At 66.5% G+C, this 13095-nt stretch carries 8 protein-coding genes; 2 read left to right on the top strand and 6 right to left on the bottom strand.

The window, feature by feature from the left end; genetic code table 11:
* Positions 1-33 precede the first annotated feature (33 nt).
* From CSE6_RS23980 to CSE6_RS23970, 3 genes are all read right to left on the bottom strand, one after another.
* Positions 34-894 carry a PhaM family polyhydroxyalkanoate granule multifunctional regulatory protein gene (locus tag CSE6_RS23980; protein ID WP_059441658.1) on the bottom strand — a complete coding sequence of 287 codons (861 nt, stop codon included), beginning with the start codon at positions 892-894 and terminating at the stop codon, positions 34-36.
* A gap of 127 nt (positions 895-1021) precedes the next feature.
* Positions 1022-1537: a copper chaperone PCu(A)C gene (locus tag CSE6_RS23975; protein WP_059441657.1), complete on the bottom strand. Its 516-nt coding sequence runs from the start codon at positions 1535-1537 to the stop codon at positions 1022-1024.
* A gap of 139 nt (positions 1538-1676) precedes the next feature.
* Positions 1677-2078, bottom strand: coding sequence for a hypothetical protein (locus CSE6_RS23970; RefSeq protein WP_045840201.1), 402 nt, complete (start codon positions 2076-2078; stop codon positions 1677-1679).
* 115 nt (positions 2079-2193) lie between these two features.
* Between CSE6_RS23970 and CSE6_RS23965 the strand changes: the two genes are divergently transcribed.
* Both CSE6_RS23965 and CSE6_RS23960 read left to right on the top strand, forming a co-directional pair.
* Complete coding sequence (locus CSE6_RS23965; RefSeq protein ID WP_059441656.1) at positions 2194-2853, top strand: glutathione S-transferase; 660 nt, start codon at positions 2194-2196, stop codon at positions 2851-2853.
* A 44-nt stretch (positions 2854-2897) separates the two neighbouring features.
* Entirely contained in the window at positions 2898-3311 is a 414-nt protein-coding gene (locus tag CSE6_RS23960) for a VOC family protein (protein WP_003065663.1), read from the top strand.
* Positions 3312-3530: 219 nt separating this feature from the next.
* Here the strand turns inward: CSE6_RS23960 and recD are convergent, their stop codons facing one another.
* The 3 genes from recD to recC are packed head-to-tail and all read right to left on the bottom strand — an operon-like array spanning position 3531 to position 13011.
* Entirely contained in the window at positions 3531-5621 is a 2091-nt protein-coding gene (gene recD / locus CSE6_RS23955) for an exodeoxyribonuclease V subunit alpha (RefSeq protein WP_059441655.1), read from the bottom strand.
* Positions 5618-9427: an exodeoxyribonuclease V subunit beta gene (gene recB / locus CSE6_RS23950; RefSeq protein WP_059441654.1), complete on the bottom strand. Its 3810-nt coding sequence runs from the start codon at positions 9425-9427 to the stop codon at positions 5618-5620. Before recB ends, recD begins: the two co-directional genes overlap by 4 nt.
* Positions 9424-13011: an exodeoxyribonuclease V subunit gamma gene (recC, locus tag CSE6_RS23945; protein WP_059441653.1), complete on the bottom strand. Its 3588-nt coding sequence runs from the start codon at positions 13009-13011 to the stop codon at positions 9424-9426. The genes recB and recC overlap by 4 nt, the downstream gene beginning before the upstream one ends.
* Positions 13012-13095: the final 84 nt, after the last annotated feature.

Here is a 13095-nt window from a genome sequence, read left to right as displayed (position 1 = left end):
CCACGATTTTCCACCTTAGCGGGAAGGGATTGCTCAGGGCTTGCGCGAGGTAGCAGAGGTTTTGGCTGTAGTCTTTTTGGCGGCAGGCTGCTTGGCAGCAGTTTTTTTAGCGGCTGCGGTCTTGCTCGCTGCCGTTTTGGGTTGACCGGTCTTGGCCGCAGCCTTGCGTGCAGGCTTGGGTTCAGCTGTCGCGGCGCTCTTTTCCGCAGTTTTCGCCGCAGCTGCAGTGCCAAAGCCGCCAGCCTGCGCCATCACCTTTTCCATGGTGGACTTGGCAAAACCGCTGGCCATCTCGGTGGCGCGCTGGGCGGCCGCCAGCGTCTCGGGCGGCACGGGCTCGGCCATGGCCTTGGCCGCGATCTGCTGGAACTGCTGGGTCAGCGCTCCCCACCATTGCATGGCCTGGCTCAGGGCGGCCTGAGAAGAGGGGCCCGCCTGGGTCCGGCTGTCGGCCTCGGCCGCTGCGGGCTCTGCTTCAGGCTCCGGCTCTGCCGCAGGCTCGGCGGCTGGCGCGGCCGTGGCGGCCCCCATGGGCCAGCCGGTATTGCCGGTCGCAGCGGGCTCTGCCGGCGCTGCACCGGGGAAAGGAAAGGACTTGGCCAGCTCACTCATGCTGACATTCATGTCCTTGAGCGTGGACAGCGTCATGCGCTGCACTTCCAGCGCCTGGATGGTGGCAGTCAGGGCGCGGCTGTTTTGTTCCAGCCAGAACTGCACGGCTTTCAGCTCGGCAATGCGCTTGTCAACCTCTTCCACGCTTACGGTGGGAGCCACCCATTGCGGCACGCGGCCCATGGGATTGGCTGCAGCGCCAGCGCTTTGCGCCAGCCCCTGCAGAAAATCAAAGCCGGGAATGAACTTGCCGAAACCAAATGCCGATGCGTCGCCGCTCATAGTGCTCTCCACTGCAGGGATGGATACCAGAATCCGCATCCGGACGGGACCGGACACGGAACTAGCTTACTGCACTTGCGATGTTTGCTGCAAACAAGGGAGCAGGTCGCGCGCCTGGCTCAAGTCATCAATGCTGATGACCACCATGACCCATGTGCTGGTGCCCGGCACCAGCCGCCGCAGGGGCAGCCACGCGCACCGGCAGCTGCAGGCTCAGGCGCGACACTGCGCCCTTGGCATCCTTGAACACCAGGGTCACGGGCACCTGGCTGTCCTTGACCAGCGGGGCCTTGAGCTGCTGCAGCATCAGGTGATAGCCGCCGGGCTTGAGATCCACGGCCACGCCCTGGGGCAGATCCAGGGCCTCGATGGCGCGCATGCGCATCACGTCGCCCTCCATCTTCATCTCGTGCACCTCGGCCACGGCGGCGGCCGTGGTTTCCACACCGACGAGCTTGAGCGGCTCCTGGGCCGTCAGGCGCATAAAAGCCCCCGAAGCCTGCTGACCCGCCACGCTGGCGCGGGCCCAGGCGTTCTCGACCTTGACATGGGCGACATCGGCATGGGCCCAGGCGGCCCCCGAAACCAGCAGCGAAGCGACCAGCGAGCCCAGGGCCATCACGGTAAAACGACGCGTATTCATGAAACCATCTCCATTCAAATTCAGTCTGGACTTACGCAAACGAGGGTGCATCAAGATGCTCTCCTTGAAACCAAGACCTTGCTTGGGCCTGATTTGCGTATGTCGTGTCAATCTCAAATCGATCTGAGACGCTTGACCATCAAGCGCCTTCAGCTATGTTTTTCAGGGTTTCAAAGGGCGGCGCACGTACGGGCGGAAGGGTGGAGACAAAAGCTCTGTGAGCGACCTCGGCCCAAGGCCGGGCATCGACAACGGCGCGGTGACTGCCCGGATCTGGCTGCCGCGCTGGCGGCGGCGCCAGCAGCGGCAGGCACAGCGCGCAATCCAGTCCATGCGGGGTGGCGGCATCGTCGCTGGCGGGGCTGGGCACCCAGTGTGTGCTGCCGCTGGCCGTGCACACAGCCTCCCAGCCGGCAGGCGGCGTGGCGCGCGCCCAGGGCGTGAGCATGCTGACCAGCAGCACGCAGAACCACGCACCCAGCACCCAGCGAGCCAGAAGGGCTGCCGGTTTGTGCCGAGGAGGGTGCGCGCGCCAATGCATGGAGCGATTGTAGAAGCCGGCCCGCTATCCGGTTGGCGACGCAGGGCTTGCGCCACTTGCCTCTACGATAACTGGCCACGTATACCTATTCACAACCACCGATCAGGAGACAAGCATGCTGACTTTGTGCGGATTTTCAGCCAGCAACTACTACAACAAGGTCAAGCTGGCCTTGATGGAAAAGCAGATTCCCTTCGCCGAGGAACTGGCCTGGCTTGGCAGCACCAACCCCGAGGAATCTCCGCTGGGCAAGGTGCCGTATCTGCGCACCCAGCATGGCGCCATCAGCGAGTCCGACGCCATCATCGAATATGTGGAAACACTGTCCAGCAAGGTGCCGCTGCTGCCCGCAGACCCCTTTGCTGCCGCCAAGGTGCGTGAGCTTTGCGTCTATCTGAATCTGCACCTGGAGCTGGTGGCGCGCAACCTCTATCCCCAGGCCTTCTTCGGCGGCAAGATCAGTGACGGCACACGCGACAAGACGCTGGAGCAGTTGAAAAAGAACATCGCAGCCTTTGCCAAGCTGGCCCGCTTCGATACCCCGTTCATCGCGGGCGACAGCTTCACGCTGGCCGACTGCAGCGCCATCGTGCATCTGCCGCTGGTCAGCAGCGCCAGCAAGATCCTGGGCGGCAGCGATTTGCTGGCCGAGCTGCCGGTGCGCGACTATCTGGCCCGCATGAGCGAACGCCCCACGGTGCAGAAGGTCAACGCCGACCGCAAGAGCAACACCGAGGAGCTGATGGCACGCATGCAGGCCAAGGCTGCGCGCTGAAGCGTGCCGGGTACGGGCCCGGTGATGCTACGCTCGGCCCCATCATGCAAAGCGCTTTTCATCTTGCCTACCACGTGACCGATCTAGACCAGGCCCGCCGTTTCTACGGCGGCGTCCTCGGCTGCCGCGAGGGCCGCAGCACCGACACCTGGGTCGATTTCGACTTCTTCGGCCACCAGATCTCCCTGCACCTGGGCCAGCCCTTTGCCGTGAGCAACACCGGCAAGGTCGGCAACCATATGGTGCCCATGCCCCATCTGGGCGTGATCCTGCTCAAGCCCGACTGGCTGGCCCTGGCCGAACGCCTCAAAGCCGCTGGCACCACCTTCATTCTGGAGCCTCAGGTGCGCTTCGAAGGCGAGCCGGGAGAGCAGTGGACCATGTTCTTCACCGACCCCTGCGGCAATCCGATCGAGGTCAAGGGATTTGCCAACTGGGACGCGGTTTACGAACACTGATCCCCTCTGAGCCGCTTCGCGTCTTCCCCCAAAGGGGGACGACGACCTTGGCTGCGCGGCGGCCCTAGCTGGCCGTCTCGCGCTTAGACTGCGCCAGTGTCACTGGCTCATCACTTCGAGCAAAGCCGGATGGGAAACCTTTATAGGTTGAGCGAAATCAGCCTCCAGCGTTACCTGGATTGCGGTCACCGCTATCAAAACAGAGCCTCCCCCCCTAGGCTACTGAGCACGTTCCATGAATCCCAGCAAACCGCTGCTGCGCTGCGTGGGACTGCCCATCGCCGACACCAGCAGGCCGGGCACTTCCGCCCACAGCGAGAACGCCTTGCGTGCTCGCGTGATGCCGGTATAGACCAGCTCGCGGCTGAGCACGTTGCCGCCCTGCGCGGCCAGCACCAAAGCCGTGTGCTCGAACTCCGAACCCTGGCTCTTGTGCACCGTCATGGCAAATGCGGTCTCCACATGGGCCAGGCGCGCCGTGCTGACATGGTGCAGCAGCTCGCCCTGCATGAAGTACACGCGCAGCCGCGCCGGGTCGGCAAAGCTGGGCAGGGCCATGCCGATATCGCCGTTGAACACGCCCAGCTGCGCATCGTTGCGCGTGACCATCACCGGACGACCCATATACCACTCGCCCTCCTTGCGAATGACGCCCATGGCCTGCAAGGCCTGCTCCACCGCGCGGTTCAGGCCCGCCACGCCCCAGCTGCCATCGCGCACGGCGCACAGCAGGCGGTAGCGGTCGAAGGCTGCCAGCACCTCCCTCACCCATTGCCGGTGCTCGGCCTCGGTGGCAAAGCCGCGCCCCTTGCCCTGCCCATGTTTTTCCAGCACCTCGGCATAAGCGGCATAGCTGGCCATGCCGCCACGGCCTTGCACGGCGCTGCGCACCACGGCATCGACCTCACCGCCTTCGCGCGCCCAGAGTTCGGCATGCTGACCAGCCTGGGTTTGCGTGCGCAGCAGCGCCATGGCAGCCGGTGCATCGCCGGCATTCACGGCCTGTGCCAGCTGACCGATAGGGCCGCCAAAGCGGCGGCTCTCGCGCAGCATGACCGTGTGCTGGGCCAGCGGCAAGGCCCTGGCCGGCGCCAGGTACTGCGCAGGCAGGGGCTGGCCCGTCACGCGCTCGGCATAGGCCGCAGTGTCCGGTGTGTAATTGCCCCGCTGCGCATCGCGGCACAGATCGCCCAGCACGGCACCGGCCTCCACCGAGGCGAGCTGATCCTTGTCGCCCAGCAGAATCAGGCGCGCCGTGGGCGGCAGGGCCTGCAGCAGCGCGGCCATCATCTCGAGGTGGATCATGGAGGCCTCATCGACGATGAGCACATCCACGTCCAGCGGATTGCCCGCATGGTGGGCAAAGCGCCGCGTGTCGGGTCTTGCACCCAGCAGCGAATGCAGGGTGCGTGCTGCCCCCATGCGTTTGACCAGCGCTTCCAGATCCAGCTCGCGGCCCACGGCCTCCTTGAGCTCCAGCAGCGAGCTGTCGATGGACTGCTTGAGCCGCGCCGCCGCCTTGCCGGTTGGCGCAGCCAGCGCAACGCGCAGCTGGGCGGCATCCGGCGCCGTGGCAAACAGCAGCGCCAGCAGGCGGGCGGCCGTATAGGTCTTGCCCGTGCCCGGCCCGCCGGTGATGACGGACATGCGCCCGCGCAGCGCCAGCGCGCAAGCCAGTTTCTGCCAGTCCACCGCATTCGCGGCAACGGCGGTCGCGCCGAAGAGCCGCCCCAGCCATTCCCGCACCCTGGGCTCGTCCAGCGCCACCGCATCGGCCGCCGTGCGCTGCGCCATATGGGCAGCAACACTGCGCTCGTAGTCCCAGTAGCGGCGCAGATACAGCATGGGCGCAGCGCCGTCCAGCAGCACCAGTGGCTGACCTCGGTCTGCCACTACCACTCCCGGCTGCACGACTCGCACCACGGGGCTGCGACGCAGGGCCTGCAGCCAGTCAGCCAGCCGGCCGGGCAATTGCTCCCAGAGCGATTGCTGCAGACGCTCGGCCTCTTTGGGCCAGGCGAGAACCTGATTGGGATCGCCAGCCAGCGCCTTCAAGGGCAGACAGCTGTGACCGCGCCCCTCCATCTGCGCCAGCACGGCGGTGGCTACCAGCAGCGCAGGCCCGGCCTCGGCGTCCTGCGCGGCTACAAAGGCCGCCAGGGCACTGTCCAGGCGGCGCAGCAGGCCCGCATCGGCCAGTCGCTCCAGCGCGGCCAGCCAGTCCGTGGTGCTCAGTGCAATTGAGTCACCATCTGCGGGGGCTGCAAACAGGTCCAGCGTCTGCAGATCGGCTTTGCGGCGGCCCTTCATGGCTGCACCTCCTTCGATTCTTTCTCGCAGTCGCCAAGCAGCGCCTCAAGCCCGTCCAGCAGCGCCAGCGGCGGCTTGAGCACATGCATGCCGGCGGCCTCGCCATCGAGACCGCGCAGGAAGAAATAGAGCGCGCCGCCCAGCTGTTCGCGAGGGTCGTAAGCCGCGCCCAGCCGGCTTTGCAGCAGGCGGTGCAGAGCCAGCAGATACAGCGCAGCCTGCACGTCATAACGGTGCTCGAGCATGGCCTGCTCCAGCGCCTGAGGGGCGTAGGCCGCACCGTCCTGGCCCAGGTGGTTGGTCTTGTAGTCCAGCACCCAGTAACGTCCGCCATGGTGAAACACCAGGTCGGCAAAACCCATCAGCATGCCATGCAGCTCGCGCTCGGGCAGCGCCGGGCGCGGCTGACCGGGCAGGATATGCCTGCGGCACAGCGCGTCGATGCGCGGTGCCGACAGGCGCCGCGCCGGCAGCCAGAACTCCATCTCGGGCAAGAGCGCATCACCTTCGCCCAGTTGTGACAGCGAGACACCAAGCGGCGCCAGCGGCTGGTGCACCACGGCGCGCAGCCACTGCAGCACATCGGCTGCCTGCTCCTTGCGGCCCGCGCGCTCGCAGCGGCGCAGCAGTCGGGCCGCCAGGGGCTCGCTATTGTCGGGATCATCCTCGGGCTGCAGCGCAAAGTCCTCTGCGGCCAGCCATTCCAGCTGGTCGTGCAGAAAATTGCCCACCACCGGGCCGCGCATGAAGCGGTGCCACACCGCCGCATCGCTGCGCGCGCCGGCTGCGAATCTGGTCAAGGTGGGCAAGGCGGTCATGACGTCGTTGATGACGCTCAGGTTCAGAGCAGCTTCACCCGCCTCCTGGACCTGCAGCGCACGCTCGTCCTCGGCAGGGCTTTGTGCGGCCACCGGCAGGACCGGCAGGCTGGGTGCCGCCATGGCGCGGGTCAGCGACGAAAAGCTGCCAATGCCCCAGCGGCGGTCGAACTGCGCCTCGTACACGGGCGCGGCGGCCAGGACGGGCAAGGCCTGCGCGGCAATATAGCGCGTGGGCACGGGCAGTTCGGCCGGCAGATCCACGACGGCGATCTGCGTGCAACGCTCGCTCAGGGCCTGGATGCTGGCGCGCCAGCTGGCTGCGGCCTGCGAAACATCTCCGGCCAGCAGATAGCCTGCCGCACCCTGTTCGTTCGCACAGTTTTTGCTGTTGCCGCGCTTCATGGGGGCCAGCCCCATCCACAGCGCATGGCGCGGGCGGGTCAGCGCCACATACAGCAGGCGCAGATCCTCGCGCAGACGTTCCTTGTCGGCCTGCGCCAGCTGTGCATCGTCATAGTCCAGCACCAGCTCGCGCGCGGGTGCGCCATCGATCTGCACGGGCAGCGAAAGATAGGCTGCCTTGCCGTCCACAGGCCGGAAGCTGCCGCCAAACGGCAGGCAGACCAGCGGGTACTCCAGCCCCTTGCTCTTGTGCACGGTGACGACCTTGACCAGATCGGCATCCGATTCCAGCCGCACGATCTGAGCATCGCCGGCCGCGCCCGGGCTCTCGATCTGGGTGGCCAGCCAGCGGATCAGCGCCTGTTCGCCCTCCAGCTGGGCGCTCGCGCCTTGCAGCAGCTCGGCCAGGTGCAGATAGTTGGTCAGACGGCGCTCGCCGCCCATGTCCTTCAGCCAGCGCGCCGGCAATTCAAAGCGGTACAGCGTCTGGCGCAGCATGGCCAGCACGCCCAGGCGCAGCCAGAGGCTGTGCAGCTCCTTGAGCAGCTCGCTGCGCGCATCGAAGGCCTCGTCATCGCTGGCCAGCCATGCGAGCTCGTCAAACGACAGCCCCATCATGGGCGTGGCCAGACCGGCACGCACGGCCAGTCCGTCCAGAGGGGCGGCCACGGCACGCAGCCACAGCAGCAGATCCTGTGCCTCGCCGCTGGCGAAGACCGAGTCCTGATCGGAGAGATAGACCGACGCCACATTGCGCCGCGCCAGCGCACGGCGCACGGCAGCGGCCTCCTTACCCGTGCGCACCAGCACCGCGACATCGGCCGGGCGCAGGCGCTGCAGCGGCTGGCCGGCCTCGGCAAAGCCCGTGGCACCGTCCATCAGCCACTGCACGATCTGGCTGGCGCAGAACTCCGCCCCACGGCGGCGGATGTCGTCATTGCTCAGCGGCTCATCGCTGCTGCCATCCCAGGCAATGGTCAGCGCGGCCATGCGCTGGCTGCCCTGCATCAGCAGCTCCTTGCGGCCATTGGCCTTGACGCTCTCGAACGGCAGCGGATTGCTTTGCCCGGCGCGGAACATGAACGCACCCTCGCCTTCGCGCACTTCAGCCTGCACAAACCATTGGTTGACCGCATCGACCAGCGCCTCGGTGGAGCGGAAGTTGGTGTCCAGCACATAGTGGCGGCCCTCGGTCGCCTGCCTGGCCTGCAGATAGCTGTAGATGTCCGCACCACGAAAGCCGTAGATGGACTGCTTGGGGTCGCCGATCAGCAGCAGTGCGCTGTCCGCGCTGTTGTCTGCCGTTCGATAGATCTGGTCGAACAGCCGGTATTGCAGCGGCGAGGTATCCTGGAACTCGTCAATCAGCGCCACCGGATACTGGGCCAGGATGCCGGCTTGCAGCGCGGGGCCGTTGTCGCCAGCCAGAGCCGCATCCAGGCGCTGCAACATATCGGCAAAACCGAAAGTGCCGGCCTGGCGCTTGAGCCACAGCAGGCGCTGCTGCACGTGGACTGCCGCATGCAGGCGCAGCGCCACATGGAGGGAAGGCAGCTGGACCAAGGCCTGAAGCAGCTGCTCCAGCTCGGCAGATGCGGGGGGCAGCTCCACCGGCGCATCACCCTTGCGCGCTTCATCCAGCCCGGCAGGAACCAAACGGGTGGCCCCCGTCTTCATCGCCGCCGCCAGCCCATCGTGCGGCGCGGCAGCCCACTCCCGCAAAGCTTTCAGCCAGTTCTTGTAGTTGGCAGGCTTGAGCTTCAAACCATTCCAAGCACTTTTGTTGGTGGCCAACTGGCCGTCCAGCCAGTCTTCCAATTGCTGTGCTTTTTGCTCCCAGCCATCACTGAGCATTCGCAGTTGCTGCTCACGCTCCGCCTGCGTCTGCGCAATGCAGTCCCCCAGCGTACCGGCGCCCGCCGTGGCGGCTATGTTTTCACGCAGCAGCGACTGCATATCCTTGACCAGGGTCTGCACATCGGGCCAGACCTGCAGTGCCGTCTCCAGCACCTCGCCCGACAGCGGGTAGCACTGCTGGCGCCAGTAATCCTGGGCAGCCTCGGTCTGACGCTGGCTTTCATCGGCCTCCAGCGTTTCATCAAACAGATTGCCGCTGTCGAAGGCATGCTCGCGCAGCATGCGCTGGCACCAAGCATCTATGGTGTGAATGGCGGCATCGTCCATGCACTGCGCAGCCATGTCCAGCCGCCAGGCCGCTGTGTCGCGCTGCTCGCCTTCGGCATAGGCATCGCGCAGGTCGCGCAAGAAGCTGTCGTGCGCCGCCGGTTCGGCCTCGCCGCGAAAGCATTGCACGGCCTCGATCAAGCGGGCACGGATGCGGTCCGACAGCTCGCGCGTGGCGGCCCGCGTGAAGGTCATGACCAGAATATCGGGCGGCATCAATGCTCGGGCAAAGCCGTTCTCTGCGCCATGGCCCAGCACCAGTCGCAGATAGAGTGCGGCAATGGTCCAGGTCTTGCCTGTGCCCGCGCTGGCTTCGATCAGGCGCGAACCCCAGAGCGGGAAATGCAGGGGCTGCAGCGCCTGGCTGCCGGGCTTCATCGGGTTGGCGGGCGTGCTCATGCCGGCTCTCCTGGTTGTTCGTCCTGGTCTGCGCAATGCAACAAGGGCAGATCCTCGGTCTGCACCTGCGCGGCCAGCCAGTCATGCAGCGGGCCATAGACCTGCTTGGCCAGGACGTGGAAGCGCAGATCGGCCGTCAGCGCCTCCCAGTCGGGGTAGCAGCGCGCCCAGCTGGGGTCTTCGCATTCGCCGCCCAGCATATAGCCGCCCTCATAGGCCTGTGCGGCGGCGCTCGGATCGTCACGACCGGCTGCGATGGCGGCTTTGAGAGGCAGCGGCAAGGGCTCGTTCTGGCCCGCCAGCCACAGCTGCATCAAGGCTTGCAGGCGCTGCGTGGCCGCCTCCGGCTCCAGCGGCTGCACCCAGACCAGGGTGTCGCGTGCGATCACGCCCATCAGCGTGTCGCTGCCCCTGCTTGAAAGCGCCAGACTGCGCACATAAATGGGCAGCAGCTTGTGGGCCTGAAGCTCGCCTTTCTTGTTCAGCAGCGTGCGCGGCTCCAGCACGAACCAGCAGCGGCTGTGGCCTGCATCCGAAGACGGCTCTTCACACTCCTGCAAGCCATCCATCCAGTCATCCAGCGTGACCGCATCGGAGTGCAGCAGCAAACGCTCGCGCGGCGCCGCATGGGGCCATAGCCCCATCTGCTGCTGCCAGGCCAGCAACGACGGCGTGGCCTGGGCCTGCAAGGCCTCGGCCTCGCGCCTGCCAAGCCCTGCCAGCGGCAACACGCCGGCACGCCCCAGGCGCTGCACCTGACGTTGCACCTGCAGGCCCACGTCCAACGCGGCATCATGCGCCAGCTGCGTGCGCACGCCTTGCTGCAGCTGCTGAATCAGGCCGTAGGCGGTCAGGCCATCGACGCTAAAAAGCTCGTCGTCCTCCAGCAGCTCCTCGTCCTGCTCAAAGCGCACCTGCAGGCGGTTGCGCAGAAAGCTGCGTGCGGGATGGCGCAGAAATTCCGTCAGGCGCGCCAGCGTCAGCGGCACTTCGGGATCGGGCTCGAAGGCAGCCACAACAGGCAGCACCTGCGCGTCCCGCTCTTCATGCGCGCCATACCATTCGCGCGCGAAAGTCGACAGCCCCGAAGCCTGCTCAAAATAGCGGCGGCTGAAGGGTTGCAAAGGATGCTGCCGGGTACGCTGGGCCAGCAGCAGCCCCCCTCGCTCCCTGGCGGAAAGTCCTGCGCTGCCTTCGCCCTGCCAGCCCTGGCTCAGATAGTCGCGCAACTGCGAGACCAGCACCGAGGGGGGCTGCTCGCTGTTGTCGCGCACATGGCGACCGGCCCAGCTGATATAGAGCTTGCTGCGGGCCGACAGCAAGGCATCCAGCATCAGCTGGCGGTCATCGTCGCGGCGCGCGCGGTCGCCGGGACGCTGCTGCCCGGGCAAGGCCATCAGATCGAAATCCACGCGCGTGGCGCGGCGCGGGTAGTCGCCATCGTTCATGCCCAGCAGACACACCACGTCGAAGGGAATGGCGCGCATCGGCATCAGCGTGCAAAAAGTCACGCCGCCGGCGCGAAAGCGCTGGTTGAGCGCGGGCTCGGACAGGGCCTGCAGCCAGGCTTCCTGTGCCACTTCCAGCGGAATGAGGGCCTCAAAACCCGCTTGCTCGCAGGCAGCCTGCCAGCCGACCAGGGCCGTGTCGAGTGCGGCGCACAAGGCCTGGTCTTCATCGCCCTGCGCGACAAAGAAATCATCGAGCAGTGCACGAAAGCGCTGCGCCCAGGCCTGGGGGGCAGCCGCCTCGCCGGCGGTTTGCCACCATTGCAGCATGCGCCCCAGCAAGCTGGCCAGCGATCCGGCCAGCTCAGCCGTCAGGCCGCCCACTTCGTCATAGGGTTCCATGCCGGCAAACACCTGTGCCTCGTCGAAGGCGGCCTCCAGCGCCGGCCCGCTGGCATAGCCCAGCAGCATGCGGCGCAGACCGAACCAGGCGCTGTTGGGATCACCGCAGGCCGCCAGGCCCAACTGTGCGCGCTGCGCATGGTTGAGCCCCCAGCGAATGCCCGCACCGGCCATCCAGTGCGTGAGCTGGGGCAGATCGTCGGCCGCCAGACCCACGCGCGCCGCCACGGCGGGGACATCGAGCAGATCGCACAACTCGCTCAGACGGCAGCGCTGCTGCGGCAGCTTGAGCAGCCATTGCAGCGCCGTCACCAGCGGACTGCTGGCACGCGCGCCCACGTCGGCGATATCAAACGGAATATGGCGCGCATCGTGGCGGCCGTACTGGCCGAACACGGCGCGGATGGCGGGTGCAGCCTCTTCGATCGACGGCAGCATGACCACCACCTCGCGCGGCGCCAGCGCTGCGCGGCCCGCAGCGGCAGGCTCGGCCAGCCATTGCAGCAGCTGGTCGTGCAGCACTTCGAGCTCGCGCACCAGGCCATGGGCCTTGTGAAAGACGATGGACTGGTCGGCCGCTGCGATCTCGACCACGGGGTGCTCCGACATGGGCACCAGATCGCGAATGCGCTGCTGCACCTGGGTCAGCAGCGGTGCATTGATCAGCTCGCTCGCGTCGGCCTCGTCATACACATCCACACGCGGCCAGCCCCATTGCACGGCCGTGTCTCCCGTGGTGTCGAAGGCATCGAGCTGGCGCACATAGTCGCGGCTCTGCCGCCCCCATGCCGCCAGCAGCGGATGGGCATGGGCGTGCATGGCCGCCAGCGGAATCTGCGCCAGGTCCTTGCCGCCCTTGTCGGCATGACGGCGGCGCTGCTGGCGCAGCAGCTCGCGCCCGTCGATGGCATCGGCCCAGTGAAAGCGGCAGGGGTTGGGCACGGCAATCAGCACCTGGCTGTGCTGGGCAATACCGCTCAAAAACTGCATCAGCGACAGCGGCATCTGGCTCATGCCGAACACCACCACGCGACGCGCCAGCGGCGTGACGGGCGGCTGGCCGCTTTGCAGCGCGTCCAGAATCCGCGCCAGCAGGGCCGGGCGGGTGGCGGCACGCTCCTGCTCATCGAGTTCGTCCAGTACCTTGCGCCACAGCTGGGGCTGCCAGAGCTGCCCTTCGGGAACGGGCGCATCGGGGCGGCCCGCTGTACGCAGCACATCCTCGCCCTTCTCCCAGGCGGCCAGCCAGTCGGCGCGGTAGATCTGGTACTGGTCGAACAGGTCGGCCAGCTTTTCGGCCAGCTGCAGCAGACGCTGCGGCTCGCCAGGGCGCAGAAAGTTGGCAATCGGTGCGAACGCAGGCTCGCCCAGGCATTGCGGCAGCAGACGCATCAGGCGCCAGATCATGGGCGTCTTGTCCAGCGGCGATTCACGCGGCACCTCATGCCTGCCCAGAATCTGCCGGTAGCTGCGCCAGACAAAGCGCGCCGGCAATTCGACCTGTGCAGCGGCGCACACGCCCTGCTGCTCGGCCATGCGCATCTTGAACCATTCGGCCATGCCGTTGCTTTGCACCAGCACGATCTCGGGCTCCAGCGCCTGCAAGGGATGCGCCGCCAGCCAGGCCAGCACGGTATCGGCCAGCGCCTCGGTCTGGTTGCCGTGAATGGCGATCAGGCCCGGCTGCCAGTTAGCTGCCGGTTGCGACGCCCTTGATTGCTGCTCTGCTGTCACACGCGCTCCTGTGCCTGTCTGTGCACGATGAAAGCTGCAAGCTTAACGGCAGCATGCAGGCGCTATCAAATGGAAAGCTGGTTG

It is taken from the genome of Comamonas sp. E6 (genome assembly GCF_001010305.1).
GTDB lineage: Bacteria > Pseudomonadota > Gammaproteobacteria > Burkholderiales > Burkholderiaceae_C > Comamonas > Comamonas thiooxydans.
Note: the sequence above shows the minus strand (reverse complement) of the source record. Positions and strands in the feature narration are given on the sequence as shown.

Excerpts from the sequence above, each read along its gene's own strand:
- CSE6_RS23965 (WP_059441656.1), top strand. The coding sequence starts at position 2,194 with ATGCTGACTTTGTGCGGATTTTCAGCCAGCAACTACTACAACAAGGTC.
- CSE6_RS23975 (WP_059441657.1), bottom strand. The coding sequence starts at position 1,537 with ATGAATACGCGTCGTTTTACCGTGATGGCCCTGGGCTCGCTGGTCGCT.
- CSE6_RS23980 (WP_059441658.1), bottom strand. The coding sequence starts at position 894 with ATGAGCGGCGACGCATCGGCATTTGGTTTCGGCAAGTTCATTCCCGGC.
- recB (WP_059441654.1), bottom strand. The coding sequence starts at position 9,427 with ATGAGCACGCCCGCCAACCCGATGAAGCCCGGCAGCCAGGCGCTGCAG.
- CSE6_RS23960 (WP_003065663.1), top strand. The coding sequence starts at position 2,898 with ATGCAAAGCGCTTTTCATCTTGCCTACCACGTGACCGATCTAGACCAG.
- recD (WP_059441655.1), bottom strand. The coding sequence starts at position 5,621 with ATGAAGGGCCGCCGCAAAGCCGATCTGCAGACGCTGGACCTGTTTGCA.
- CSE6_RS23970 (WP_045840201.1), bottom strand. The coding sequence starts at position 2,078 with ATGCATTGGCGCGCGCACCCTCCTCGGCACAAACCGGCAGCCCTTCTG.